Origin of the sequence: Streptomyces sp. LHD-70 (assembly GCF_031157275.1) — a bacterium.
Lineage (GTDB): Bacteria > Actinomycetota > Actinomycetes > Streptomycetales > Streptomycetaceae > Streptomyces.
This window is the reverse complement of the sequence record NZ_JAVIFW010000006.1, coordinates 81,913-108,224: the sequence shown is the minus strand read 5'-3', so window position 1 is coordinate 108,224 and position 26,312 is coordinate 81,913. Positions and strand designations below refer to the sequence as shown.

At 70.5% G+C, this 26,312-nt stretch carries 18 protein-coding genes and 1 pseudogene; 6 read left to right on the top strand and 13 right to left on the bottom strand.

The features are described 5' to 3' along the window. Positions 1 to 22 precede the first annotated feature (22 nt). A complete protein-coding gene (locus tag RCO28_RS13510) occupies positions 23 to 2,194 on the top strand; it encodes a RecQ family ATP-dependent DNA helicase (RefSeq protein ID WP_308941312.1) in 2,172 nt (723 codons plus the stop codon). 221 nt (positions 2,195 to 2,415) lie between these two features. Next, positions 2,416 to 2,979, top strand: a pseudogene (locus tag RCO28_RS13505) (hypothetical protein); the annotation flags it as partial. A 720-nt stretch (positions 2,980 to 3,699) separates the two neighbouring features. On the opposite strand, the gene RCO28_RS13500 reads toward RCO28_RS13505, so the two are convergent. The 7 genes from RCO28_RS13500 to RCO28_RS13470 all read right to left on the bottom strand — a co-directional run bounded on the left by RCO28_RS13500 (position 3,700) and on the right by RCO28_RS13470 (position 10,244). Then, complete coding sequence (locus RCO28_RS13500; RefSeq protein ID WP_308941311.1) at positions 3,700 to 4,410, bottom strand: hypothetical protein; 711 nt, start codon at positions 4,408 to 4,410, stop codon at positions 3,700 to 3,702. 70 nt (positions 4,411 to 4,480) lie between these two features. Further along, a complete protein-coding gene (locus RCO28_RS13495; protein WP_308941310.1) occupies positions 4,481 to 5,185 on the bottom strand; it encodes a ribonuclease HII in 705 nt (234 codons plus the stop codon). A gap of 324 nt (positions 5,186 to 5,509) precedes the next feature. Further along, the gene (locus tag RCO28_RS13490) at positions 5,510 to 6,415 is read right to left on the bottom strand and encodes an ADP-ribosylglycohydrolase family protein (RefSeq protein ID WP_308941309.1); all 906 of its coding nucleotides are present in this window, start codon (positions 6,413 to 6,415) and stop codon (positions 5,510 to 5,512) included. A gap of 144 nt (positions 6,416 to 6,559) precedes the next feature. Further along, positions 6,560 to 7,552 (bottom strand): RNA polymerase sigma-70 factor, encoded by a 993-nt coding sequence (locus tag RCO28_RS13485; RefSeq protein WP_308941308.1) that lies wholly within the window; start codon positions 7,550 to 7,552, stop codon positions 6,560 to 6,562. A gap of 63 nt (positions 7,553 to 7,615) precedes the next feature. Then, positions 7,616 to 8,827: an FAD-dependent oxidoreductase gene (locus tag RCO28_RS13480; protein WP_308941307.1), complete on the bottom strand. Its 1,212-nt coding sequence runs from the start codon at positions 8,825 to 8,827 to the stop codon at positions 7,616 to 7,618. Positions 8,828 to 8,941: 114 nt separating this feature from the next. Further along, a complete protein-coding gene (locus tag RCO28_RS13475; RefSeq protein ID WP_308941306.1) occupies positions 8,942 to 9,601 on the bottom strand; it encodes a histidine phosphatase family protein in 660 nt (219 codons plus the stop codon). A 37-nt stretch (positions 9,602 to 9,638) separates the two neighbouring features. After that, a complete protein-coding gene (locus RCO28_RS13470) occupies positions 9,639 to 10,244 on the bottom strand; it encodes a YdbC family protein (protein WP_282534724.1) in 606 nt (201 codons plus the stop codon). A gap of 145 nt (positions 10,245 to 10,389) precedes the next feature. Between RCO28_RS13470 and RCO28_RS13465 the strand changes: the two genes are divergently transcribed. After that, positions 10,390 to 10,917: a TerD family protein gene (locus RCO28_RS13465; protein WP_308941305.1), complete on the top strand. Its 528-nt coding sequence runs from the start codon at positions 10,390 to 10,392 to the stop codon at positions 10,915 to 10,917. Between the two features lie 130 nt (positions 10,918 to 11,047). On the opposite strand, the gene RCO28_RS13460 is transcribed toward RCO28_RS13465, so the two are convergent. Next, entirely contained in the window at positions 11,048 to 13,933 is a 2,886-nt protein-coding gene (locus RCO28_RS13460) for a vitamin B12-dependent ribonucleotide reductase (RefSeq protein WP_308941304.1), read from the bottom strand. A 161-nt stretch (positions 13,934 to 14,094) separates the two neighbouring features. Further along, complete coding sequence (nrdR, locus tag RCO28_RS13455; protein WP_308941303.1) at positions 14,095 to 14,631, bottom strand: transcriptional regulator NrdR; 537 nt, start codon at positions 14,629 to 14,631, stop codon at positions 14,095 to 14,097. A 488-nt stretch (positions 14,632 to 15,119) separates the two neighbouring features. Between nrdR and lexA the strand changes: the two genes are divergently transcribed. Further along, positions 15,120 to 15,905 carry a transcriptional repressor LexA gene (gene lexA / locus RCO28_RS13450; protein ID WP_282534728.1) on the top strand — a complete coding sequence of 262 codons (786 nt, stop codon included), beginning with the start codon at positions 15,120 to 15,122 and terminating at the stop codon, positions 15,903 to 15,905. Between the two features lie 200 nt (positions 15,906 to 16,105). Here lexA and RCO28_RS13445 read toward each other — a convergent pair whose 3' ends face one another. From RCO28_RS13445 to RCO28_RS13435, 3 genes are read right to left on the bottom strand one after another with little or no spacing between them, the layout of a single operon-like run. Next, a complete protein-coding gene (locus tag RCO28_RS13445; protein ID WP_308941302.1) occupies positions 16,106 to 18,118 on the bottom strand; it encodes an ATP-dependent DNA helicase in 2,013 nt (670 codons plus the stop codon). 40 nt (positions 18,119 to 18,158) lie between these two features. Continuing rightward, positions 18,159 to 20,009 (bottom strand): IucA/IucC family siderophore biosynthesis protein, encoded by a 1,851-nt coding sequence (locus tag RCO28_RS13440; RefSeq protein ID WP_308941301.1) that lies wholly within the window; start codon positions 20,007 to 20,009, stop codon positions 18,159 to 18,161. 60 nt (positions 20,010 to 20,069) lie between these two features. Beyond that, positions 20,070 to 21,449, bottom strand: a complete 1,380-nt coding sequence (locus RCO28_RS13435) for a diaminobutyrate--2-oxoglutarate transaminase family protein (protein WP_308941300.1) — start codon at positions 21,447 to 21,449, stop codon at positions 20,070 to 20,072. A gap of 448 nt (positions 21,450 to 21,897) precedes the next feature. Here RCO28_RS13435 and RCO28_RS13430 point away from each other — a divergent pair, with 448 nt between their 5' ends. Beyond that, entirely contained in the window at positions 21,898 to 23,127 is a 1,230-nt protein-coding gene (locus tag RCO28_RS13430; RefSeq protein ID WP_308941299.1) for a hypothetical protein, read from the top strand. Between the two features lie 253 nt (positions 23,128 to 23,380). Then, a complete protein-coding gene (locus tag RCO28_RS13425) occupies positions 23,381 to 24,580 on the top strand; it encodes a hypothetical protein (protein ID WP_308941298.1) in 1,200 nt (399 codons plus the stop codon). A 77-nt stretch (positions 24,581 to 24,657) separates the two neighbouring features. Here the strand turns inward: RCO28_RS13425 and hflX are convergent, their stop codons facing one another. Further along, entirely contained in the window at positions 24,658 to 26,163 is a 1,506-nt protein-coding gene (gene hflX / locus RCO28_RS13420) for a GTPase HflX (protein ID WP_308941297.1), read from the bottom strand. Positions 26,164 to 26,312: the final 149 nt, after the last annotated feature.

Below are 26,312 nucleotides of genomic sequence, written 5' to 3'. Positions count from 1 at the left end.
AGCCATCGGGTTGCATGGACGCATGACCAACGAAGAACTCCGCACGGAGGCCGACGCCGTACTCGCCCGCCTCGTCGGCGATCAGACCGGCCGTGCCCGGCTGCGCGAGGATCAGTGGCGGGCGATCGAGGCGCTCGTCGCCGACAAGCGCCGGGCTCTCGTCGTGCAGCGCACGGGCTGGGGCAAGTCCGCGGTGTACTTCGTCGCGACCGCATTGCTGCGCGCCCGGGGCGGCGGCCCCACCGTGATCGTCTCGCCGCTGCTCGCTCTGATGCGGAACCAGGTGGAGGCAGCCGCGCGTGCGGGCATCCACGCGCGCACGATCAACTCCTCCAACACCGAGGAATGGGAAACCGTCCAGGCCGAGGTGGCGGCCGGCCAGGTCGATGTCCTTCTGGTGAGCCCCGAGCGCCTCAACAACCCCGACTTCCGTGACGAGGTGCTCCCCCGCTTGGCCGCGGCCACCGGCCTGCTCGTGGTCGACGAGGCGCACTGCATCTCCGACTGGGGCCACGACTTCCGGCCCGACTACCGACGACTCCGCACCATGCTGGCGGACCTGCCGTCCGGAGTGCCCGTCCTCGCAACCACCGCCACGGCGAACTCACGCGTCACCGCGGATGTCGCCGAGCAGCTCGGCACAGGTGGAGGGTCCGGTTCCGATGCCCTGGTGCTCCGCGGCCCGCTGGACCGCGAGAGTCTGAGCCTCGGAGTGCTCGAACTCTCCGATGCGCCCGGGCGGTTGGCCTGGCTCGGCGAGCACCTGGGCGAGCTGCCAGGCTCCGGGATCATCTACACCCTGACGGTGGCGGCAGCCGAGGAAGTCACCGCGTTCCTCCGTCAGTGCGGGCACACCGTCTCCTCGTACACGGGAAAGACCGAGAACGCTGACCGCCAGCAGGCCGAGGAGGATCTGCTCGCCAACCGTGTGAAGGCTCTGGTGGCCACGTCCGCCCTCGGCATGGGCTTCGACAAGCCGGACCTCGGATTCGTGGTCCACCTCGGATCCCCCTCCTCCCCCATCGCCTACTACCAGCAGGTGGGCCGTGCCGGTCGTGGGGTCGAACACGCGGAAGTGCTGCTGCTGCCCGGCAAGGAGGACGAGGCGATCTGGCGGTACTTCGCCTCGGTGGCCTTCCCGCCGGAGTCACAAGTGCGCCTCACCCTGGACACCTTGGCGAACGCGGGCAGGCCCCTCTCCCTGCCCGCCCTCGAACCGCTCGTCGAACTGCGCAGGACCCGGCTCGAGACGATGCTCAAGGTCCTGGACGTGGACGGGGCCGTACGCCGGGTCAAGGGCGGATGGATCTCCACCGGACAACCGTGGGTGTACGACGCGGAGCGATACGCCTGGGTCGCCCACCAACGCGAGGCCGAGCAGCAGGCGATGCGGAACTACGCCACGACGTCGGAGTGCCGTATGGAGTTCCTGCGGCACCAGTTGGACGACGAGGAGGCGGCGCCGTGCGGGCGTTGCGACAACTGCGCGGGCCCTCGATTCGACACCAAGGTGTCCGCCGCTGCGCTCGATGCGGCCAAGGGTGAACTCGGCAGGGCGGGCGTCGAGGTGGAGCCACGCAAGATGTGGCCGACCGGACTCGCGGCCGTGGGGATGGACCTCAAGGGGCGGATCCCTGCCGACCAACTCGCCGCCACCGGACGCGCGCTGGGACGACTCTCCGACATCGGCTGGGGCAACCGGCTGCGCCCCATGCTCACCCCACAGTCCCCGGACGGCCCGATTCCGGACGATGTGGCGCGCGCGGTGGTAGACGTTCTGGCCGACTGGGCGAAGGGACCGGGTGGTTGGGCATCGGGCGAGCCTGACGCGCTCCGCAGACCGGTCGGGGTTGTGGCCATGCCGTCCCGGGCCCGGCCGCAGCTCATCCAGTCCCTGGCCGGCCACATCGCCGCGGTCGGCCGAATGCCGCTGCTCGGTTCGCTCGCCTATGTCCCGGGGGCCGACCAGTCGAGCCCGCCGCGCAGCAACAGCGCGCAGCGACTACGCGCTCTGGACGGCACGTTGACGATTCCCGAGGAGTTGGCCGAGCAGCTCCGGCAGACCGGCGGCGGACCGGTGCTGTTGGTCGACGACTTCACGGAGACCGGCTGGACGCTCGCGGTGGCCGCCCGGATGCTCCGACGGGCCTCGGCGGAGGGGGTGTTGCCGCTGGTACTGGCCATCCAGGCGTGAGCCACGCGTCGAACGATGCTAAGGGGGAAGGGATATAGACGGCGCACCCGCTGATTACGGTCAACGGCTCCAACTTCTCGTTGCCTGGCGCCGGTGGGCGGGCGAGAATTGGAACCCGCTCCCCGCACGGCTCGCCCGTGGTCCGGCAGTGCTGTGCCGCGGTGCGCTCCCGACCGTCCGACCCCGCCCGCAGGTGTGGGCGCGTAGCCGAAGGGAGGACCGTGACCTTCGGATTCGCTCCGTCCGCAACGGCATCGAAGCCGGGCGCATCGCAGCCCACTGAGATGTCCGACTCCACCAGCAACGAACTGGCCCGCGTACTGGAACCGGCCGAATGGGCAGCGGCGGGAATCCCGCTGCTACGTGATCCGCGTGAGGTCGTCAGTGGCCTGCACCTACGGCATCTGCCCACGCCGGAGACCGCGGTGGTGGCGGTGCTCGACCAGGACGAGCGCCTGCGGGCGAGCGCCTCGTTCTCCCGGCGCGCGACGGGCGCGGACGGCTGGGTGAACCGCAACGCCCTGCTGGCACAGCTGCGCCGGGTCATCCCGCACGACCTGCGGCGCCGCACTCCGGTCCGCACAGCGGTGTTGCTGTACTGCCGTGAAGGGGACGCGCAGTGGACTCAGGAGGACGGCGCGTGGATGTGGGGGCTGCGGGACGCCTGCACATTGCACGGTCTGAGGTGCGGGGCGTACATCACGCTGACGCGGGCCGGCTGGCAGGTGTTCGGCGAAGGGCGCGGCGGGAGACGGCCGAACATCGGTTGGTCGCCAGGGCACTTCGAGGGCGGCTGGCACCTTGAGCAGACCGACGAGAAGGTCGCTGAAGAGACCGACGAGAAGGTCGCTGAGAGGGGCGGCGAAGGGCGTACCGCGAGGAAGGAGGAGGAGCAGGAGCAGCTGCGGCGGTTGAAGGAGCGACCGCCGTCGATAGAAGAGAGACTGCGAGCCAACGGCACCGCAGCATTGCCACAGCCACACCCCCGCCCACAGCCACAGCCACAGCCACAGCCACAGCCACAGCCAAGGATCAGCTCCGGAGGCGGAGGGGCGGCGAGAGAGCGACGAGGCGCGGCCCGCTGAGCCGACCGGGAGGAAGGGCTGGGCAGACCTCAAGAAGCCCGACCGTACCCACCACACGCACCATCGGCCTAGCCGCCCACGACCCCAACTTCCCACCCACGACCGGCCATAGGCCCACTCGCGAACGAGTACGGCAAAGGAGCGCGCCCCAACGGGCACAGCAGAAGGCGCAGCGACCAGCACAGCCACCCACGCCAGCGCACCAGCACCAGCACCAGCACCAGCACCAGCACCAGCACCGCGAACCGGCCTGAGGCCCGCGCGGTGGGCGCGGACCGTCAGGTTCAGGCGTTCACGTACCCGAAGGGGCGGGCATACCCCGACGGCCTGGAGGACCGACAGGGCGGCCGGGGTGCCGAACGGCCGGTGGCCGCCGGCGCCCCGCGCCGGATCGAGGCGACAGACCCGGATATCGGGGTGTCAGACCCCGGCACCCAGGGCCGAGTTGATGCGCTGCGGGTCGCCGCAGACGATCAGCAGCGCACCGGCACGGCTGAGCGCGAGCGGCAGAGCGGTGGCCGCTTCGTTGTCGGAGGCACCGTTCACGGCGACCACGACCACGGGGCGGCTGCCCGCTCGGGCGATGTCCGCGGCGGCGGCGTAGAACACGTCGTCACCGGCATCGTGCTGGGCCCAGTAGGCGTCCGCGCCGAAGGACAGCTCGTGAGCCGCCCACGGGTGCGGGTCGCCCGTGGTGATCACCAGGATCTCGCCGGGCGCACGACCGGTGTCGAGCAGCAGGTCGACCGCTTCCTCCGCGGCGTCCAGCGCGCCCTCGGCGGAGGCCGGGATCAGCTGGACCTGCGGAGTGCCGACCGGCTCGCTCGCAGCAGCACGTGCCGCGGCCGAAGCGGGAGCAGGCGAACCGGTAGCGGGCGAAGGGGTAGCGGGCGTAGCGGGAGCCGGCTTGGCGGCCGGGGTGGCAGTAGAAGCAGCCGGGCCGGGCTTGGCCGGGGTGCGCTGCGCGGGAGGCGTGGGCCTGGGGGGACCCGGGCGTCCCGGTCGCGGCGGTGCCGCGGGGCGGGGGCCGGGTACGGGACGAGGGGTCGGCGCGGTACGGCCGTTGGCCGAAGTTGCGCGGGGACCCTGGGCGCTCTCGTGAATCTGAGGCTCCTCGGGAAGGAGAGGCATGAGTGGTTGTCTATCAAACGCCGGTGCGCACCGCACCGGCGGGTGGCACATGAGTGCGACCGGCATGGTGTCAGAAATCGAAGCCGAGTTGCCCCTCGATTTCCGGAGTGCCGCCGCTGAGTACCGGCACGCGGTTCTTCTTGAGGTGCCGCCACTGGGGCAGCGCGTCGAGATAGGACCACGAGAGCCGGTGGTACGGGGTCGGACCCCGTACCTCAAGCGCCGCCTTGTGCACCGGCGAGGGGTAACCCGCGTTGGCGCCGAAGGCGAAGTCTGCGTGTTCGGCGTCCAGTTCGGCCATCATGGCGTCGCGGCTGACCTTGGCGATGACCGAGGCCGCGGCGACGGCGACGCAGGACTGGTCCCCCTTGATGACCGTACGAACCTTCCAGGGGGAGCCGAGGTAGTCGTGCTTGCCGTCGAGGATCACCGCGTCCGGGCGGACCGGCAGAGCCTCGAGGGCGCGCACCGCGGCGAGGCGGAGCGCTGCGGTCATGCCGAGCTCGTCGATCTCCTCCGGAGAGGAGTGCCCGAGCGCGTAGGCGGTGACCCAGTCCCGCAGCACCACTGCCAGCTCGTCGCGTCGTTTGACGGTGAGGAGCTTGGAGTCCGTGAGTCCGGCGGGTGGCCGCCGCAGTCCGGTGACCGCCGCGCAAACGGTGACGGGTCCGGCCCAGGCACCCCGTCCCACTTCGTCGACCCCGGCGACGAGCTTCGCTCCGGTGGTTGCCCGAAGGGAACGCTCGACTGTGTGGGTGGGTGCTTCGTACGGCATGGCGCCAGACAGGTTACGCCGCCTGGTGGGCGGTGCGACACCCCGGTTCCCGGAACAGGGAGATCGATTTCCTGCGAGCAGGCGATCGAGCGTCCGAGGCGTGGGAATCATGGGCTCCAACCGAGCCCGGACATTGCATTAGCAATGCTACGCCGCGAGGAGTCATCAGACACCGAGGGGTCAACAAGGGGCCGATCATCACCGGCAATCGAGTACGCCTCTACGACGGGCAGACGGGCAAACACCCTGGAGAACAAGGAAACGAGGAAACGAGGAGACGAGGCGCACGTCGGCCACAACCCCGCTCGCACCCCGAAACCAGCCTCAGCCTGAAACAGGAACCCAGGAAGGAAGTGCCTCGGTTTGCTCCAGCCAAGACTGCGGAGGCGCCGTCTTGGCGCCGGACGCCACGACCCCGCCGACGATCGCGCAGGTCGTGTCCATGTCGCCGCCGACCTGCGCCGTGGTCCAGAAGGCCCGCTCGAAGTCTCCGAGGGAGCGGGCCGCCGACCAGAGCGCGAACGGCACGGTGTCGTGGGCGGTGGTGCGACGGCCGCAGCCGAGGACTGCGGCCACGGTGGTGGCGTCGCTGTAGTCGAGCATGTCCCGGGCCCGCCGCAGGCCCGCGCCCACCGCACTGCGCGGTACGAGCGCGACGACGCCGTCGAGCAGGGCCGCGGGCGAGGGCGGCCCGGCGGGGTCGGCGGCGAGCGCCGCGGCCGCGGCGACCGCCATCGCGCCGACGACGGCTTCCCGGTGCTGGTGCGTCGGGTAGGCGGAGATCTCCGCCTGGTGCGTGGCCTGTTCGGGATCGTCGGCGTACCAGGCACCGAGGGGCGCGATCCGCATGGCCGCGCCGTTGCCCCACGAGCCCTGGCCCTTGAACAGTGCCGACGCGAGCTCGCGCCAGTCGCCGCCCTCGCGGATGAGGCGGAGCAGCCGGTTCACGGCGGGCCCGTAGCCGCGGTCGAAGTCGTGGTGCTCGGCGAAGGACTCGGCGAGCGCGTCCTGATCGATGCGCCCGTGCGCCACCAGGACGGCGAGCACGGAGCAGGCCATCTCGGTGTCGTCGGTCCACTGCCAGGTTCCTTGCGGCACTTCTCGACGCTTGAGGAGCGGGTAGTTCGCGGGGACGAAGAACTGGGAGCCGAGGGCGTCCCCCACCGCGAGTCCGCGCAGGGCGGCGAGTGCGCGCTCCAGGCGCTGCTGGGAAGAGGAGTCAGCGATCATGGCTCTGCCACTCTAATGCGGCGACCCCCGGTCCAGCACCACGCGGCCGGATTCCAGTCTCAGGGCCCGTCACCACCCCGCCGGATTCCGGCCTCAAGGTCCAGCACCACGCCGCCGGATTTCGGCCTCGACGATCAGCGGCGATCACCGCCCCAGCCCCTCCCGCGTGAGCACCGTCTCCGACTCCACCCGGGACAGCTTCTCCGGGTTGCGGACGTAGTACAGGCCGCTGATGCGCCCGCCTTCGACAGCCACCGCCATGACGCCGTCCAGCTCGCCGTCGAGATGGACGACGAGGGCCGGGTTTCCGTTGACCACGGTCGGGGTCAGGGTGATCGGGAGCTGGTTCTTGCCGAGTCCGCCGATCATGAAGCGGGCCACCTTGTCGGAGCCGTTGATCGGCCGCGGCGCCGCCTGCCTGATGCCGCCGCCGTCGCTGACGAGGACGACTTCCGGCGCGAGCACGTCCATGAGTCCCTGCAGGTCACCGGTCTCGAGCACGCTCCGGAAGGAAGCCAGCGCGGCCCGCGTCTCGTCGGCCGACACCGTCTGGCGCGGACGGCGCGCGTCCACGTGCTTGCGCGCCCGGTGGGCGATCTGTCGTACGGCGGCGGGGCTCTTGTCGACGGCGTCCGCGATCTCGTCGTAGCCAAGGTCGAAGGCCTCCCGGAGGACGAAGACGGCCCGTTCGGTCGGCGAGAGCGTTTCCAGGACGAGCATCAGGGCCATCGACACGCTCTCCGCCAGCAGCGCGTCCTCGGCCACGTCGGGCGCGGTGAGCATCGGCTCGGGCAGCCAGGGCCCGACGTACGACTCCTTGCGGCGCTTGAGCGTGCGCAGCCGGTTGAGGGCCTGCCGGGTGGTCGTGCGGACCAGGTAGGCGCGCTGGTCGCGGACCTGCCGCAGGTCCACCTTGACCCAGCGCAGCCAGGTCTCCTGGAGCACGTCCTCGGCGTCGGCGGCCGAGCCGAGCATCTCGTAGGCGACGGTGAAGAGCAGGTTCCGGTGGGCCACGAAGGCCTCGGTGGCTTCGTCGTAGGGCTGGGTGGCTTCGTCGAAGGCCTCGGTCGCTTCGTCGAAGGGCTCGCCCGCCCCGTCGTCAACGGCCTGGTCGTTGATGTCTCTACCGGTACTCATGCCTCTCCCGGTACTCGTGCGCGTCCCGCGACCCGCGACCCCATCCTCTTCCGTCCCTCCCCGTCACCGCACGGCCGAGGTCTCGCCTCGCCGGCCGGATTCAGCCACGGCCGCTCCCCGATTGCGGTCCTTCATCCACCAGTCGACCGCGCCGGGACGCCGTGCCTCGAAGCGCAGTTGCCAGACGATGCCCCGGCAGATGAACTCCTTGATCTTCGCGCCCGGCCGGCCGGCGAAGTAGTACGGCCTGGCGATGTCGTTCTTCGACGCGGTCTGGAAGATCCCGGCGCGCCGGCCCAGGCTCACGCACTGGCTGACGAACGCGACCTCGACCGCCCGCGGCCGCTCCCCCGCGATCCGGCGCAGCACGGTCTCTGCGGCCTGCGGGCCGAGCTGGACGGCGGCCTGGCAGCTCATCCGGTACGGCAGGTCCGAGGGCGCCGCGGCATCCCCGGTCGCGACGATGCGTACGTCATCCACGCTGGTCAGCGTCTCGTCCGTGCGCAGGCGGCCCAGCTCGTCGGTGCTCAGTCCGCTGCGGCGCGCCAGCTCCGGCACGCCGAATCCGGCGGTCCAGACGGTGACTTCGCTCGGCAGTTCACGGCCGTCGGCGAGGCGTACGGAATCGGCGGTCACGGCCGTCACGTTCGTCTCGGGTCCGTCGACAACCGTCACGCCGAGCGCGGCAAGCCGCCCGGCCACCGAGCGCCGCCCCCGCGGATGCAGATACGGCCCGAGCTCCCCGCCGCAGACCAGCGTCACCGTCCGCCCCTCCTCGGCCAGCTCCGCGGCGGTCTCGATGCCGGTCGGACCGGCGCCGACCACCGTCACCGGGGCCGCCATCGGCGCGGCCTCGACGACCGGCCGCAGCCGCTGTGCTTCCTCCAGCGTGGCGATCGGGTAGGCGTACGCGGCAGCTCCGGGCACATCGGGCTCGGCGCTGCCGCTGCCCACCGCGTAGATCAGGTGGTCGTAGTCGAGGGTGCCGCCGCTCGCCAGGGTCAGGCTGCGCGCGGGCGCATCGATGCGCGTGACGGTGTCGACGACCAGGCGTACGCGCCCGGCCAGGAGCCTGCGGTAGTCGACGACCGCGTCGTGGGTTCCGCCGACCAGCTGGTGCAGACGGATCCGGTCGACGAAGTCCGGGCGCGGGTTGATCAGCGTCACGGACACATCGCCGCGCTGGGTGAGGCGGTTGGCGGCCATCACGCCCGCGTAGCCGCCACCGATCACGACCACATCGGTCGTCGCCGCCGTACCGGTGTTCCGAGCCATGGCTCCTCCGTTCCCTAGGTCCGGCCCCGGGCGCAGTTCCCAGGGGGTTCGACCTCAAGACACCGGCCGCCCGCGAGCTGTGACAGCCCCGCCGACCCGGCAGGGGACGGTTGGCTACCGGATCTGGTCGTACGTCTCCGGCTCCCGCCACCGTACGAACGGCCGGTCCAGGGTGTAGCGCCCGTCTGCGCCGAGAATCAGGGAGCGGACCTCGGCGTTTCCGGGGTTGGACAGGCACTCGAACTCGGCGACCGACCAGTGGAACCAGCGCATGCAGAACAGCCGCATGGTCAGCCCGTGGGTGACGAGGAGAACGTTCGGCGGGTGGTCCGGCGCCTCGAAGCTGCGGTACAGGCTCTCCAGGAACGCGCCGACCCGGTCGTACACATCGGCCCCGGACTCACCCTGCGCGAAGCGGTAGAAGAAGTGCCCGTAGGCGTCGCGGTAGGCCTTCTGCAGGCGTACGTCTTCGCGGTCCTGCCAGTTGCCCCAGTCCTGCTCACGCAGCCGCGACTCTTCCCGCACACGGATCAGGGCGGGGTCGAGATCGAAGACGCGCAGGGTCTCCAGCGTGCGGCGGTACGGCGAGACGTACACGCTGACGCGCTCCTGGCCGAAGAGTTCCCGCAGGTGGGCGCCGGTGGCCTCGGCCTGGCGCCGGCCGGTGTCGGTGAGGCGCAGGGCGTGGTCGGGCTCGCGCTCATAGACGGTGTCGTCGGCATTGCCTTCCGACTCTCCGTGCCGGACGAGGACGATGCGCCGAGGACGTGCCATGCGGAAACCCTAGGTCGTCCAGCCGATCCACGGTCGTTCAGACGATCCACGAGGGTTCGAGCTGCACCACGTCCCCGTTCAGCGCCGCCACATCGGCCTCGGTCTGCGCCCGCAGGGTGAGCCGCTCCACCCGCTCGACCTGGTACTTGCCGTACTCGGCGGTCGACTGCCACATGGAGAGCACCAGGAACTCGTTCTCCGGCGCCTCACCGAAGAGGCCCCGCACCATGCCGGGGGAACCGGCCATCGCCGGGTTCCAGATCTTCTCCTGTACGAGCGCGAAGTGGTCGACGCGGTCCGCCCGCACCTTGCAGTGCGCGAGCCGCACCACGTCGGCATCGGTGAAGTGCGGTTCGAAGCCCGTCTTCACGTCGAACCGGTGGTCGAAGAGCTTGACCTGCAGGTCTTTGTACGTACCGGCCTGGGAGGCGTGCAGCCGGTTGTGCGAGCGGGCCATGAAGGAGTCGTAGAACGCGCGGCTCTCCCAGAACGATATGACGTGCACGGTGTCCGGCCGCCGACGGCTCCAACCACCGCCCTGTCCTCGAAACCCCGGCTCTCCCAGAAGCCCCGCCCACTTTCGCTGCCCCCGCTCGAACCCCCGGCGGTCCACCACGGTGCAGCGAATCCACTTGACCAGCACCGCGCCATCCTATGCCGCAGAGCGTGCCGACGGTCACTGCCTGTGGACAACCGATCGCCCGCTTGTCAGTGGCAGGCCGTAACGTGTCTCATCGCACATGGCCATGTGAGGGAACATCAACTCGCCGTCCAGGAGGGGGAGTCCAGTGAGCAGCGTGAAGAAGGGCCTCGGCAAGGTCGAGGTGGCCCTGAGGTGGGACCCGAGCCCGATGGGAGAGCCGGAGCACGACCTGGACCTCGTCGCGGCGACGTACACGACGGGCGCCGGTTACGCCGATCCGGAGTACGTGGTGCACTTCGGCAGCCGCTCCCCGGACGGCACGATCACCCTCAACCGCGACAGCCGCACGGGCCAGGGCTTCGGCTACGACGAGGTCATGACCCTGGAGTTCGACCGCCTGGCGGACACGTACACCCGGGTCGTGGTCGGTGTGGTGATACAGCAGAACGACGGCCGGAAGACCTTCGGCGACATCACCAACACGGGCGTGCGCATCGCCGAGGGATACACGGAGTTGGCGACGAGCGACCTCGGCGAGGCCGCGGGCGGTACGGCTTCCACGCTCGCCGAGTTCACCCGGGACGAGACCGGCGCCTGGGAGTTCCGCAGCACGATCCGCGGCTTCGACGCCGATCCCACGTCGTTCACGGCCCAGTTGAGCGCGCTGACCTGATCCCACCGGCGACCACGCAACGCCGAGGGGCGGCGAACCGGAATCCGGTCCACCGCCCCTGGGACGTCAACTCCTGAGCTGGTCCGTCGCTCAGCGAATCAGTCGCTCAGCCGGTCCGTCGCTCAGTCGCTCAGCTGCAGCCGCTGGTCGAGCCGCAGCCCTCGCAGATGTAGCAGGAGCCTGCCCGCTGCATCTTCGTACCGCAGGAGAAGCAGAGCGGGGCGTCGGCCTGGATGCCCAGCTGCATCTCGACGAGCTCCGCGGAGGTGTGCGCCTCCTTGGGGGCCACCGCCTCGGACTGCGCGGTCACCGCCTTCAGCAACTCCTGGGCCCGCGGGGCGGACTGGGCCAGGGACTCGACGTCCAGCTCGTCCTCGTCGGCGGACTGCTCGTACGAACCGGTCTCCAGGTGACGCTGACGCTCCTCGGCGGAGTGGATGCCGAGCGCGGAGCGGGTCTCGAAGGGCAGGAAGTCGAGCGCCAGGCGGCGGAAGATGTAGTCGACGATCGACTGCGCCATCCGCACGTCCGGGTCGTCCGTCATGCCGGCCGGCTCGAAGCGCATGTTGGTGAACTTCGAGACGTACGTCTCCAGCGGAACGCCGTACTGCAGACCCACGGAGACGGCGATGGAGAAGGCGTCCATCATGCCCGCGAGGGTGGAGCCCTGCTTGGACATCTTCAGGAAGACCTCGCCGAGACCGTCGTCCGGGTAGGAGTTGGCGGTCATGTAGCCCTCGGCGCCACCCACCGTGAAGGAGGTGGTGATGCCGGGACGGCCCTTCGGGAGACGCTTGCGGACCGGGCGGTACTCGACGACCTTCTCGACGGCCTCGCGGATCGTCGCCTCGGTCTTCTCGGTCACCTCGGCCTTCTCCTGCTCCTTCTTCTTCGCGGAGAGGGGCTGGCCGACCTTGCAGTTGTCGCGGTAGATGGCGAGCGCCTTGACGCCCATCTTCCAGGCCTCGAAGTAGACCTCTTCGACGTCCTCGACGGTCGCCGTCTCCGGCAGGTTGACCGTCTTGGAGAGGGCGCCGGAGATCCACGGCTGGATCGCGGCCATCATGCGGACGTGACCCATCGCGGAGATGGAACGCTCACCCATGGCGCAGTCGAAGACCTCGTAGTGCTCGGTCTTCAGGGCCGGGGCGTCGATCACATTGCCGTGGTCGGCGATGTGGGCGACGATCGCCTCGACCTGCTCCGGCTGGTAGCCGAGGCGGCGCAGCGCCTGCGGCACGGTGCCGTTGACGATCTGCATCGAACCGCCGCCGACGAGCTTCTTGAACTTGACCAGCGCGAGGTCGGGCTCAAGTCCCGTGGTGTCGCAGGACATCGCGAGACCGATGGTGCCGGTCGGGGCGATGACCGAGGCCTGCGAGTTGCGGAACCCGTTCTTCTCACCGAGGCGGACGACGTCCTGCCAGGCCTCCGTGGCGGCGGCCCAGACCGGGGTGTCCAGGTCGTCCATGCGGACGGCCTTGGCGTTGGCGTCGGCGTGCTGCTTCATGACGCGCTTGTGCGGCGTCGCGTTCTTCGCATAGCCGTCGTACGGGCCGACCACGGCGGCGAGTTCGGCGGAGCGCTTGTACGACGTGCCCGTCATCAGGGAGGTGATGGCGCCGGCGAGCGCACGGCCGCCGTCGGAGTCGTAGGCGTGGCCGGTCGCCATCAGCAGGGCGCCGAGGTTGGCGTAGCCGATGCCGAGCTGGCGGAACGCGCGGGTGTTCTCGCCGATCTTCTGGGTCGGGAAGTCCGCGAAGCAGATGGAGATGTCCATCGCGGTGATGACCAGCTCGACGACCTTGGCGAACTGCTCGGACTGGAAGGACTGGTTGCCCTCGCCGTCGTCCTTGAGGAACTTCATCAGGTTCAGCGAGGCGAGGTTGCACGAGGTGTTGTCCAGGTGCATGTACTCACTGCACGGGTTCGAGCCGTTGATGCGGCCGGACTCCGGGCAGGTGTGCCAGGCGTTGATGGTGTCGTCGTACTGGATGCCGGGGTCGGCGCAGGCCCAGGCGGCCTCGGCCATCTTGCGGAAGAGGGACTTGGCCTCGACCTCTTCGATGACGTCACCGCTCATACGGGAGCGCAGGCCGAAGTTGCCGCCGGCCTCCACGGCCTTCATGAACTCGTCGTTCACGCGGACCGAGTTGTTGGCGTTCTGGTACTGGACGGACGTGATGTCGTCGCCGCCCAGGTCCATGTCGAAGCCCGCGTCACGCAGGGCGCGGATCTTCTCCTCCTCCTTCACCTTGGTCTCGATGAAGGACTCGATGTCGGGGTGGTCGACGTCGAGGATGACCATCTTGGCCGCGCGGCGCGTGGCGCCACCGGACTTGATCGTTCCTGCGGAGGCGTCGGCACCGCGCATGAAGGAGACGGGACCCGAGGCGTTGCCGCCGGAGGAGAGCAGCTCCTTGGAGGAGCGGATCCGGGAGAGGTTCAGGCCGGCGCCGGAGCCGCCCTTGAAGATCATTCCCTCTTCCTTGTACCACTCCAGGATCGACTCCATGGAGTCGTCGACGGAGAGGATGAAGCAGGCGGAGACCTGCTGCGGCTGCGGCGTGCCGACGTTGAACCACACCGGGGAGTTGAAGCTGAAGATCTGGTGCAGGAGGGCGTAGGCCAGCTCGTGCTCGAAGATCTCGGCGTCCGCGGGAGAGGCGAAGTAGCTGTGCTCCTCGCCGGCCTTGCGGTACGTCTTCACGATCCGGTCGATCAGCTGCTTCAGACCGGTCTCGCGCTGCGGAGTGCCGACGGCCCCGCGGAAGTACTTGCTGGTGACGATGTTGACCGCGTTCACCGACCAGAAGTCGGGGAACTCGACGCCACGCTGCTCGAAATTGACCGAGCCGTCGCGCCAGTTGGTCATGACGACGTCACGACGCTCCCACTCCACCTCGTCATACGGGTGCACGCCCGGAGTGGTGTGAATGCGCTCGATGCGCAGACCCTTGCTCTTGGAACCCTTGGAACGGGAACCTCGTGCCGGGCCGCTCGCCGTCTCTGTCATGCCGCCTCCCTGTATCGGGCTAAAACGCCCTGAAGTGCCACGTTCTTCCCATGGCACGGTGTGTGTCTGGTGTCGTGGGCACCACGAAGGGCACCCATGACGGGTCTCGGTCGCCGCTGATCGGCCGGGTGCGGTCCTACGCGGTCCGCACCGGTCCGCCGTCAGTCGGCGGCAGTGGCGGGCACGGGGACTTCGACAGTCCCCCCGGTCCCGCTCCCGGCCTCTCGGCCGTCGTCCTCGCCGCTCGCGGAGCCGCGCTGCTCCCTGAGTTCCGCGATGGCGCTCTCGAAGTCCTCGAGCGAGTCGAACGCCCGGTACACGGACGCGAATCGCAGGTAGGCGACGAGGTCGAGCTCACGCAGCGGTCCGAGTATGGCCAGGCCCACGTCGTGGGTGGTCAGCTCGGCGCTGCCGGTGGCGCGCACCGCCTCCTCGACCCGCTGGCCGAGCTGGGCGAGAGCGTCCTCGGTCACCGGTCGCCCCTGGCATGCCTTGCGCACGCCATTGATGACCTTGGTACGGCTGAAAGGTTCGGTCACCCCGCTGCGCTTGATCACCATCAGCGAGCAGGTCTCCACGGTCGTGAAACGACGGGAGCAGTCCGGGCACTGACGGCGTCTGCGGATCGACGTGCCGTCGTCCGTGGTGCGACTGTCGACGACGCGGCTGTCGGGGTGCCTGCAGAAGGGGCAGTGCATAACTCCCAACCCTCCTTCACAGCACGACTGAATGGCCTCGAAGAGGGCCTTGAGCCCCTCGAAGCAGCCCCAAGCATAGGCGATGGTCGAGGCCCGGGAGGACCAGGGACCACAACTTCTGGGCGGCTTCGCCAATCCAACCACTAGATCTGGGGTTTGGCTCCATCTTCGACGCCATCGCGTGTCGAGGAGACAGGGTGGGCACGGGGTCGAGCAGGAGCCGTCGACGAGGGTACGCGAAGGGGGCGGAGGCCTGCCTCGGAGGGCTCGGATGGCACACTGGGAGGCATCACTGCGGGGCGCTCAGCACCGGCGGCGCAGCGTACCGTGATGAGCCGAAGCGCCGTTCGTTCGAGCGTCAGCCATACACCCGGACTCATGATCACGTCAGGCAGTCCGCGATTTTTCACTCGAACGTGTGTTTGGCGCAACCTTTCGAAAGCTACTACCGTTGTCCAGCTAGGGAGAACATCTCGAGAGGGGCCGCCGTGACCACCACCGCAGACAGCGCCACCATCACCGCCCAGGACCGCGCCCAGGGCCGACTCGAGCCGGTGCATGCCATGAATGACGGAGCCACGAACCCGGAGGGGCCCAAGCCCACACGCTCGCTTCCCGGGCGACCTCCAGGAATCAGGGCGGACAGCACAGGGCTCACAGATCGCCAGCGCCGCGTCATCGAGGTGATCAGGGACTCCGTGCAGCGGCGCGGATACCCGCCGTCGATGCGCGAGATCGGCCAGGCGGTGGGCCTGTCCAGCACGTCCTCCGTCGCGCACCAGCTGATGGCCCTGGAGCGCAAGGGCTTCCTGCGCCGCGATCCGCACCGGCCCCGTGCGTACGAGGTGCGTGGCTCGGACCAGCCCAGCAGCCAGCCCACGGACACCACGGGCAAGCCCGCCGCGTCGTACGTCCCGCTGGTCGGCCGGATCGCCGCCGGTGGCCCGATCCTCGCCGAGGAGTCGGTCGAGGACGTCTTCCCGCTGCCGCGCCAGCTGGTCGGTGACGGTGAGCTGTTCGTCCTCAAGGTCGTCGGTGACTCGATGATCGAGGCCGCGATCTGCGACGGGGACTGGGTCACCGTCCGCCGTCAGCCCGTCGCGGAGAACGGCGACATCGTGGCCGCCATGCTGGACGGCGAGGCGACGGTCAAGCGGTTCAAGCGCGAGGACGGTCATGTGTGGCTGCTGCCGCACAACTCCGCGTACCAACCGATTCCCGGTGACGAGGCGACGATCCTCGGCAAGGTCGTGGCGGTGCTGCGGCGGGTGTGAGTCGGGTGTAGGACCCCCGCGCCCCCTAGTCCGGGCCCCGGAACCAACTGCGCCGGTTCCGGGGCCCTGTGTTTTCGCCTACGCGCCGCGGGGCTGCGCCGATCCCGGCGACTGCTGGTTCGCTGTGGCTGAGCGCGCAGTTCCCCGCGCCCCTAGCGGGGCGCCCACCTCGGGCCGACGCCCCGCAAAAAGGCCTCGCCTCAGCCCTCCGTCTGCTTCGCCGCCGCATCGATCGCCGCCAGGGAGCGGCGGACCTGGTTGCGATCCGTGGTGTACCAGAACTCGGGGAGTGAGGCCTTCAGGTAGCTGCCGTAGCGGGCCGTGGCCAGGCGGGGGTCCAGGACCGCGACCACGCCGCGGTCGCCCGACGCGCGGACGAGACGGCCCGCGCCCTGGGCCATCAGCAGGGCGGCGTGCGTGGCGGCGACGGCCATGAAGCCGTTGCCGCCGTTGTCCTCCACGGCCTTCTGGCGGGCGCTCATCAGCGGGTCGTCCGGGCGCGGGAACGGGATCTTGTCCATCACGACCAGCTGGCAGCCGGCGCCCGGGACGTCGACCCCCTGCCAGAGCGAGAGCGTGCCGAACAGGCAGGTCTTCGGGTCCGCCGCGAAGTTCTTGATCAGCTCGCCGAGGGTCTCCTCGCCCTGCAACAGGATCGGGAACTCCGGGATACGGGAACGGAGTTCCTCGGCGGCGGACTGGGCGGCCCGCATCGAGGAGAACAGGCCGAGCGTGCGTCCGCCGCTCGCCTGGATCAGCTCCGTCAGCTCGTCCAGCATGTCGCCGCGCGTGCCGTCACGGGACGGGCGGGCCAGATGCTTCGCGACGTAGAGGATGCCCTGCTTGCCGTAGTCGAAGGGGGAGCCGACGTCGATGCCCTTCCAGACGGGCAGCTCCTCCGCCTCGCCCTCCGTGCCGGCGATGCCCTCCGGGGCGAGGCCGAGGGAGGCCCCGACGCCGTTGAAATCGCCGCCCAGCTTGAGCGTGGCCGAGGCGAGGACGACCGACCGGTCGGTGAAGAGCTTCTCCCGGAGCAGCCCGGAGACCGACATGGGGGCGACGCGCAGGGACGCCCCGCTGAATCGCTGGGCGGCTCCGCCGCGGTGGTCCTGCCGCTCGTACCAGACGACGTCCCACTCCGAGCCGTTGGTGATGCGCTCCGCGACGTCGTGGACGCTCTCCACCGCGGCCAGGGCCTGCTTGCGGACCGCGTCCTCGTCCTGGACGGACTTGTCGCGCGTGGCGCCGATCGCGGAGATCGTGTTGCGGGCGGCGTCACGGAGCGCGAGGAGGGCGTAACCCAGGTCCTCGGGGATCTCCTCCAGGCGCCCGGGGAGGGCCAGCTCCATGATCCGCTCGAAGGTCTCGGCGGCGGTCTGCAGCTGGTCCGCGATCTTCTCGTTGACCAGCTTCGCGGAGCGTCGCACCGCGCGGTTGACCTGGCCGGGGCTGAGCTCGCCGGTGGCGACGCCGGTGACGCGGGAGACCAGTTCGTGGGCCTCGTCGACGATCAGGACCTCGTGCTGCGGCAGCACCGGCGCGCCCTCGATGGCGTCGATGGCGAGCAGCGCGTGGTTGGTGACGATCACCTCGGCGAGCTTCGCGCGCTCCCGGGCGGACTCGGCGAAGCACTCCGCGCCGTAAGCGCACTTCGAGGCGCCCAGGCACTCGCGCGAGGAGACCGAGACCTGCGACCAGGCGCGGTCGGAGACGCCGGGCGTGAGGTCGTCCCGGTCGCCCGTCTCCGTCTCGTCCGACCAGTCGCGCAGGCGCAGCAGGTCCTGGCCCAGCTTGCTGGTGGGGGCCGCCGCCTCGAACTGGTCAAAAAGACCCTCGTCTGCTTCCTGCGGGACGCCCTCGTGGAGGCGGTGCAGGCACAGGTAGTTCGACCGCCCCTTGAGCATGGCGAACTGGGGGCGGCGGCGCAGCAGCGGATGCAGCGCCTCGACCGTGCGCGGAAGGTCGCGCTCGACCAGCTGGCGCTGGAGGGCGAGCGTGGCCGTAGCGACCACCACGGGCTCCCCGTGGGCGAGCGCGGGCACCAGATAGCCGAGGGACTTTCCGGTGCCCGTGCCTGCCTGGACGAGCAGGTGGGAGCCGCCGTCGATGGCCTCGGCGACGGACTCGGCCATGGTCACCTGGCCGGGGCGCTCCGTGCCGCCTACGGCTTCGACGGCGGCGTGCAGGAGTTCGGGGAGGGAGGGCTTCGTCATAGCTCGACCAGCCTACGGTGCCCCACTGACAATCCCGCGATCACGGCTGCGGCCCCGCGTGCAGCGGGTTCGGCACGGTCCCGTGGACGGCGGCGTGCGGCCGCTCGGGGCGGTCCCGGTAGCCGTCGAGGTGGAGCCGGTTCCGGTTGAGGCAGAGGCGCTCGATCCGTGGCGTGAGCAGGTCGAAGAGCTCGAAGCGGTCCTTCAGCTCGGGGAACCGGGCCTGGTGGCGGAGGATCTCCTCGCGTACGAGTGTCCAGAACTCGCCCTCGGGCACGCCGAGTTGGTCCTCGCAGAGCGGGGCGAGGTAGCGGAAGACGCCGACGAACAGGCCGGAGTGGATGAACTGGGTGAGGAAGGCGGGCGGCTCGGTGAGCAGGATCTCGCGCACGTCGTCCGGCATCGAGGCGTGCTCGGGCACGGGCTGCGCGCTGACGTTCACGTCGTCGACGAAGTCCTTCACCGCGAGCCTGACCGGCACGTCCGCCGCGTCGAAGACCACGATGGCGTTCTCCCCGTGCGGCGAGAAGACGGTGCCGTAGCGGTAGAGGAAGTGCAGCAGCGGCGGCAGCAGGGCGGCGAAGAGGCGGCGCAGCCAGACCTTCGGGTCGAGTCCGGAGCGCTCGACCAGCTCGGCGGTGAAGGCCCGGCCGTCACGGTCGGTGTGCAGCAGGGAGGCGAGCGTACGGGCGCGTTCGCCGGGGTCGAGGCTGTGCTCCAGGGGTTCGCGCCAGATCGCGCCGAGGAGTTCCTTGTACTGGTAGGGAACGTCCGGGAGCTCGTCGTAGACCGGGTGGCGGACGGTGACCGAGGCGACCTCGCCGAGGAGGACGACGCGGCACTCGTCGCGCAGGAACGGGTCGGCGTCCCGCAGCGCGTGCACCCAGGCGGTGACGGCGGGCGCGGCGAGGGTGCGTTCGGTCGGAAGGCCGCGCCAGACAAGGGTGTTGAGGATCGAGAGCGGCAGCTTGACGGTGTGCCGGTCGGGCCGTGACGTGTTGAGGAACGTACGGATGGACTGCTGCGGAAGGCGCTCGTCCGGGTCGGCGGGGAGCGGCACGATGTCCCCGGCGGCGACGGACGGGGCGAACAGCGGGAGCACGATCTCGTCCCACTGCCAGGGGTGCACGGGCAGGTAGAGGTACCGGCGCGGATCGAGGCCACATGCGCGGAGGGCGTGCGCGAAGGTGTCGAGGGTGGCGGCGTCCAGCTCGTGCCCGTAGAGCCGCTCCGGGGCGGCCAAGTGCCGCACACCCCGGTACGCGGCCAGCGCGTCGCTCACCGCGATCCACGGCAGGCGTACCGGAACGCGCGCTTCCGGGGCCCAGCGGGCGGCGTCGGCGGCCGAGAAGCCGAGCCGCCCCTTGTTGAGGACGAGCCAGGGGTGCCCGGTCTGGTGACCCTCCAGTTCGGCGTACGGGAGGGCGGCGAGCTCGGCGGCGGTCAGTCCGGTGTGGTCGAGGCGGGCGTCGGCGGCGAGGGTGCTGTTCAGCTCGCGTACGACGTGGCCCAGTGTGTCCCCGTCGAGGCCGAGCAGCCGCCGGGCCCGCGCGAGGAACGCGAACGGGTCGCCGAACGGCGCCTCGGCCCCGTCCGCCTCACGCAGGGTCGGCGAGTCCGGCTCGACCCTCCAGCTCCCGTACGCCGCACGGCGGGCGCGGAAGCTGAGCCGGGCGCCGTCGTCGAGCGCGAGGACGTACGAGCCGTCCCTGGGCTCCGGGCTGAGGATCTCCTCGTAGGCGAACTCGCCGAGCATTTTCGCGAGGAGCCGTCGGGCGGAGCGCGCCCAGGCCTCCGGGCTGAGCTCGGGCGGTACGGACGCGGGGGCGTGCGGGGCGTGCGGCACGGGGACTCTCCCACTTCGAGACGGTGTACGGAGAATGTGGCTCATGTTCCTCTGGAGGGACGGGAGTTGAGGGCAGGGCACGGGATCAAGTCGATCAGACACGCGCTACGGCCGGTCGGATTCCGGCCGACCGGGCTTCAGTACCCGGGCCAGCGCGTCCGAGAGCCGGTCGAGCACCGCGGCGGCCTGGTCGTCGGTGAGGGTCAGCGGGGGCAGCAGGCGGACGACGCTCGACCGGCGGCCGCAGAGGTCGACGATCAGGCCGCGGTCCAGGCAGGCGCGCTGCACGGCGGCCGCGAGCCGGGGCGCGGGGGGCGGTGGTCCGGCCCCCGGCCCCTCCGGGTCGACCAGTTCGACGCCGATCATCAGCCCTCTCCCCCGCACCTCCCCGATCTGCGGATGGTCCGCGGCCACGGCGCGCAGGTGGTCGAGCATGCGCGTGCCGAGTTCGGCGGCGCGCTCGGCGAGACGGTGGCGGCGCACGTGGGCGAGGGTCGCGGCGCCCGCGGCCATGGCGAGCTGATTGCCCCGGAAGGTACCGGCGTGGGCGCCGGGCTCCCCGGCGTCGAGGTCGTCGCGGTAGACCACGACGGCGAGCGGGAGGCTGCCGCCGACGGCCTTGGACAGCACCATCACGTCGGGCACGATCCCGCTGTGCTCCACGGCCCAGAAGGCACCGGTCCGGCCGACGCCGGTCTGCACCTCGTCGGCGATCAGCGGGATCGAGCGCGCCTCGGTGATCTCCCGCATCCGGCGCAGCCAGACGTCCGGTGCGGGCAGCACGTCGCCCTCGCCCTGCACCGGCTCGACGATCAGTCCGGCGGGCAGCGGCACCCCGGACCCCGCGTCGGCGAGCAGCAACTCGGCCCGGCGGGCGGCCAGTTCGGCACCCTCGGGGCCGCCGGTGCCGAAGGGGCAGCGGTAGTCCTGCGGGTACGGGAGCCGCGTCACGCGCAGGTCACCGGTGGCCCGGGGCTCCTCGGTCACGCCGTGGGACGCGCCCGTGCACGCGAGCAGTCCGTCCCGCCCCGTCGCCGTCCGTACGAGTTCCACGGCCGCCTCGACCGCGTCCGCCCCGGCCGGTCCGCAGAACCGCACGCGGGCGCGGGACGCGAGGGCGGGCGGGAGCGTCGCGAAGAGCTCGGTGACGAAGGCGTCCTTGAGGGGCGTGGCGAGGTCCATGACGTGCAGCGGCGCGCCGGAGTCCAGGACCTTCCTGATCGCTTCCAGGACGACGGGGTGGTTGTGGCCGAGCGCGAGGGACCCGCCCCCGGACAGGCAGTCCAAGTAGCGCCGCCCGTCGGCCCCTTCGATGGTCAGGCCGCGCGCCCTGACCGGCACGATCGGGAGTGACCTGGCGTACGTACGGGCCGACTCGCGCAGCGACTGGCGCCGCAGGATGCCCGCGGGGCCGGGCCCCCTGCGGGCGGGCGGAGCGGACGCGGGCAGCGCGGCTCGCGGCGGCGCAGGCTCGGTGACGGCCACGACTGTGTGTCCTCCCGCTGTACGTCGGTGAGTTGGGCGGTACGCCCCCTGGGGGTCCGGTGCCGGACGCGTGTCCCCCGTACGTACCAACGACGCCGGATGCGGGGGATCACGCCCGGCGCGGAGATCCTTGCCAAACGAAAACCTTGGCTTGACCACCGGTGCGTGCGTACGGAACCACCATCAACCGGAAGTTCCCCATCAACCTCCCCGTGACCTGGCGTGCGGATCGCGCCGGAGGAACCGGGCCGTGACAGAACCGTTGCGGCCCCGTGGGTCGTCGCCGATCGCACCGGCATATCGTGGGGTGCTCGATCGTCGCGCTGCCGCTCCGCGCGATGCCACAACTGCACAGGTGAACTGCAACTTCCGGTCCGCACAGGCCCGTCGGCCGCGGCCGGGAGGAGTTCACCAAGTCCGACAAAGTCAAAACAGGGGGATTCTCGCCATGCGACCCATACGTCCGCTCTTCGCCGCTCGTCGAGGGAGGAGTGTGCGCCGCACCACCTCCTCCGTGCTCGCGGTCTCGGCCGCGCTCGCACTGACGGCCACGGCCTGCGGCCCCGGCGAGGACAACGCCGACGCCAAGCCCACCGCGTCCGCGACGGCCGATGGCGGCAGCGCCGGTGGCAGCGGCGGCGGGGACAAGATCGAGATTCCGGACGACATCAAGGACCGGCTCAAGGAGCACGGGATCGATGTCGACCAGTGGCGGAACGGTGAGTGGAAGAACTGGGACAAGGACAAGTGGCTGCGCGAGGCCGAGGACTTCGTCAACCCGATCATCGAGGACTTCTGGGACTCTGACCGGCTGCGCGACACCGACAAGCACCCGGAGAAGCCCGTCGACAACGACATCTCCGGCGACCAGGGCAAGACGGACCCGATCCCAGAGCCGGTCGACGCCCAGCAGGTGGCGACGCCGTACCACGACAACGCCCCGGCCGCGGGCAAGCTCTTCTTCGAGACCCCCGAGGGCTCCGCGCAGTGCTCGGCCACCGTGGTGAAGGACCCGGCCAACCCCGGGAAGTCCAACATGGTCTGGACGGCCGGCCACTGTGTGCACGCGGGCAAGGAGGGCGGCTGGTACCGCAACCTCGTCTTCGTCCCGTCGTACAACAACGAGGGCAAGCCCGCCGACCAGAAGGCCACGAAGGAGGAGCTCGCTCCGTACGGCGTCTGGTGGAGCAAGCAGGCGAGGACCTCGGACCAGTGGATCGCGCAGGGCGCCCAGTCCGGCGGCGCCGGTGCTCCGTACGACTTCGCCGTGATGGAGGTGACGCCCGAGAAGGGCGCCGCCGGCAAGTCCCTGGAGGAGACCGTCGGCGCGGCGATGCCGGTCGAGTTCAACGCCCCGGCCGTGCCGAAGATCGCCTCGATCAAGGCGACCGGCTACCCGGCGGCTCCGCCGTTCGACGGCGAGCTCGAGTTCTCCTGCACCGACAAGCCCGGCCGGCTCTCGCTGTCCGCGTCCCAGCCGACGATGTACCGCATCGGCTGCACCATGACCGCCGGCTCCTCCGGCGGCGGCTGGGTCGCCAAGGGCCAGGACGGCAAGCCCGCCCTGGTCTCCAACACCTCCATCGGCCCGGTCACCGCCGGCTGGCTCGCGGGCCCGCGCTTCGGCAAGGAAGCCCAGGGCATCTACGACGAGGTCAGCAAGAAGTCCACCAACTGAACGCCCGCGCAGGGCAGTTGACCTCTCTCTGAACCACGGTGCCGTTCCCGGGCCCATCCCGGGGGCGGCACCGTTCGGGCGCCAGCCGCCCATAGCAGCACTGTTCGGGCACCCGCCGCCCGGAACCGTGCCCGTAGCAACACCGTTCGGGCGCCTGCCGCCCGTAGCAGCACCGTTCGGGCGCCTGCCGCCCGGAACCGCTCTCCCCATCCCCATCACCACCGCTTACACACCCATCGGGGGTTTCCTCACCATGCGATCCATACGTCCGGCGCTCGCCGCGGCCTCGCTTGCCGTGGCCCTGGCCCTGACCGCCACCGCCTGCGAGTCGGGCGGCGACCCCAAGGCCGACGCCAAGCCCACCAACTCCGCCGCGAAGGAAGGCGGTTCGGGCGCGGACGAGGCCCAGCTTCCCGACGACCTCGACGGCATCGCCGACCGGCTCAAGGAGCACGGCATCGACGTCGACAAGTGGAAGAACGGCGAGTGGAAGAACTGGGACAAGGACAAGTGGCTGCGTGAGGCGAAGGACTTCGCCAACCCGGTCATCGAGGGTCTGTGGGACGCGGACCGGATGAAGACCGCGAAGTCCCCCAGCCAGACCATCTCCAGCAAGGCCGCCGCCAGCAACGAGGGCGTCACCGACCCGGAGCCGCGCCCGGTCCGCGCCGAGCCGGAGCGCACGCCGTACCACAAGTACGCGGCGCCGGTCGGCAAGATCTTCTTCGACACCCCCGAGGGCACCGCGGTCTGCTCCGGCACCGTCGTGAAGGACCCGCGCAACCCCGGCAAGTCCAACCTCGTGTGGACCGCGGGTCACTGCGTGCACGCCGGCCAGAAGGGCGGCTGGTACCGGAACATCGTCTTCACCCCGGCCTACAACCACAAGGGCCTCTCCGCCCGCGCCCTGGAGAGCGCGGGGCCGCAGGACCGCGCCCCGTACGGCCAGTTCTGGGCGGACTGGATCTCCACCTCCAACGAGTGGATCGACGGCACCACGGCCGCGGACCCCGAGGGCGGCTCGTACGAGTACGACTACGCGGTGCTGCACGTGAAGCCGGAGCGTGGCACCAAGTCCCTGGAGGAGACCGTCGGCGCGGCGCTGCCCGTGGACTTCTCCTCGCCGTCCCCCAAGTCCGTGGACGCGATGGGTGCTTGGGGCTACCCGCAGGCCCCGCCGTACGACGGTGCGCTGATGCACAAGTGCATCGACCGGCCCGGCCGGCTCTCGCTGACCCCGTCCTCGCCGACGATGTACCGCATCGGCTGCACCATGACCGCCGGCTCCTCCGGCGGCGGCTGGTTCCGTGAGACCGGCGGCGGCAAGCTCGCCCTGGTCTCCAACACCTCGATCGGCCCGGCCGGTTCGAACGGCTGGCTCGCAGGCCCGCAGCTGGGCGACGGCGCGAAGCGCGTCTTCGACACGATGAGCGAGAAGTACGGCAGCCAGTAGGCGCTTACGACACGCAAAGGCCCGCCCCCTCCGGCTGGAGGGGGCGGGCCTTCGTACGTACTGCTTCGCGGTGTGGCTCAGTGCTCCGCGGGGACGAACCGGGCCAGGTCCGCGGCGAGTTCGCCGTGCACCCGCGCCTTGAGCAGCGTGCCCTCCGGGAGGTGCTCCTCGGAGATCACCTCGCCCTCGGCGTGCGCACGGGCGACGAGCCCGCCCTGCGTGTACGGAAGCAGCGCCTCGATCTCGATCTCGGGGCGGGGCAGTTCGGCGTCGATGAGCGCGAGCAGCTCCTCGATGCCGTCGCCCGTGCGGGCCGAGACCACGATCGCGTGCCGCTCGGCGCGCAGCAGGCGCTGCAGCACCAACGGGTCGGCCGCGTCCGCCTTGTTGACCACGACGATCTCGGGGACGTCCGTCGCGCCGACGTCCCTGATCACCTCGCGCACGGCGGCCAGCTGCTCCTCCGGCACGGGGTGCGAGCCGTCCACCACGTGCAGGATCAGGTCGGAGTCGCCGACCTCCTCCATCGTGGAGCGGAACGCCTCGACCAGGTGGTGCGGCAGGTGGCGCACGAACCCGACCGTGTCGGCCAGGGTGTAGAGCCGCCCGCTCGGGGTCTCCGCGCGGCGGACGGTGGGGTCGAGGGTGGCGAACAGCGCGTTCTCCACCAGGACGCCCGCGCCCGTCAGGCGGTTGAGCAGCGAGGACTTGCCGGCGTTGGTGTAACCGGCGATGGCGACCGAAGGCACCTTGTTCCTGCGCCGCTCCTGGCGCTTGATGTCGCGGCCGGTCTTCATCGCCGCGATCTCCCGGCGCATCTTCGCCATCTTCTCGCGGATCCGACGCCGGTCGGTCTCGATCTTGGTCTCACCGGGACCACGGGTGGCCATGCCGCCACCGCCGCCGCCACCCATCTGCCGGGAGAGCGACTGACCCCAGCCGCGGAGCCTCGGCAGCATGTACTGCATCTGCGCGAGGGCCACCTGTGCCTTGCCCTCTCGGGACTTGGCGTGCTGGGCGAAGATGTCGAGGATCAGGGCGGTGCGGTCCACCACCTTGACCTTGACGACGTCTTCGAGGTGGATGAGCTGGCCGGGGCTGAGCTCACCGTCACAGACGACCGTGTCGGCTCCGGTCTCGAGGACGATGTCGCGCAGCTCCAGAGCCTTGCCGGAACCGATGTAGGTCGCCGGGTCGGGCTTGTCGCGGCGCTGGAAGACACCGTCGAGCACCAGGGCGCCCGCCGTCTCGGCGAGCGCGGCGAGTTCCGCCAGGGAGTTCTCCGCGTCCTGCAGCGTGCCCGTGGTCCACACGCCGACGAGCACGACCCGCTCCAGGCGGAGCTGTCGGTACTCGACCTCGGTGACGTCCTCGAGCTCGGTGGAGAGGCCCGCCACACGGCGCAGAGCCGCGCGCTCGGAGCGGTCCAGCTGGTCGCCGTCCCGCGCTCCGTCGACCTCGTGGCTCCAGGCGACGTCCTCTTCCATCAGGGCATCGGCCCGAAGTCCTTCGGGGAGGTTCTGCGCGGTGCTCTGGCTCTGGCTGTCCTGCGCGTCCTGGGAAGGGGAAGAAGAGGAGGTCATTGGATCCTTACGTCGTTGGGAAGGGGGAGCCACCCGACAGGGGCGGTCCTCGTATCGGTCAACGTGCGCCCGGCCCCGGAGATTCCCGGCCTACCGCACCGTCGACCTGTCGATGGTCTCACGATACGCCCCGTCTCGGCACCCGAATT

Bases quoted from the DNA above. Each gene is read 5' to 3' on its own strand.
- RCO28_RS13510 (WP_308941312.1), top strand. From the start codon at position 23: ATGACCAACGAAGAACTCCGCACGGAGGCCGACGCCGTACTCGCCCGC.
- RCO28_RS13485 (WP_308941308.1), bottom strand. From the start codon at position 7,552: ATGAGTACCGGTAGAGACATCAACGACCAGGCCGTTGACGACGGGGCG.
- RCO28_RS13490 (WP_308941309.1), bottom strand. From the start codon at position 6,415: ATGATCGCTGACTCCTCTTCCCAGCAGCGCCTGGAGCGCGCACTCGCC.
- RCO28_RS13425 (WP_308941298.1), top strand. From the start codon at position 23,381: ATGCGATCCATACGTCCGGCGCTCGCCGCGGCCTCGCTTGCCGTGGCC.
- RCO28_RS13495 (WP_308941310.1), bottom strand. From the start codon at position 5,185: ATGCCGTACGAAGCACCCACCCACACAGTCGAGCGTTCCCTTCGGGCA.
- RCO28_RS13430 (WP_308941299.1), top strand. From the start codon at position 21,898: ATGCGACCCATACGTCCGCTCTTCGCCGCTCGTCGAGGGAGGAGTGTG.
- RCO28_RS13460 (WP_308941304.1), bottom strand. From the start codon at position 13,933: ATGACAGAGACGGCGAGCGGCCCGGCACGAGGTTCCCGTTCCAAGGGT.
- RCO28_RS13500 (WP_308941311.1), bottom strand. From the start codon at position 4,410: ATGCCTCTCCTTCCCGAGGAGCCTCAGATTCACGAGAGCGCCCAGGGT.
- RCO28_RS13480 (WP_308941307.1), bottom strand. From the start codon at position 8,827: ATGGCTCGGAACACCGGTACGGCGGCGACGACCGATGTGGTCGTGATC.
- RCO28_RS13475 (WP_308941306.1), bottom strand. From the start codon at position 9,601: ATGGCACGTCCTCGGCGCATCGTCCTCGTCCGGCACGGAGAGTCGGAA.
- RCO28_RS13445 (WP_308941302.1), bottom strand. From the start codon at position 18,118: ATGACGAAGCCCTCCCTCCCCGAACTCCTGCACGCCGCCGTCGAAGCC.
- hflX (WP_308941297.1), bottom strand. From the start codon at position 26,163: ATGACCTCCTCTTCTTCCCCTTCCCAGGACGCGCAGGACAGCCAGAGC.
- RCO28_RS13440 (WP_308941301.1), bottom strand. From the start codon at position 20,009: ATGAGCCACATTCTCCGTACACCGTCTCGAAGTGGGAGAGTCCCCGTG.
- nrdR (WP_308941303.1), bottom strand. From the start codon at position 14,631: ATGCACTGCCCCTTCTGCAGGCACCCCGACAGCCGCGTCGTCGACAGT.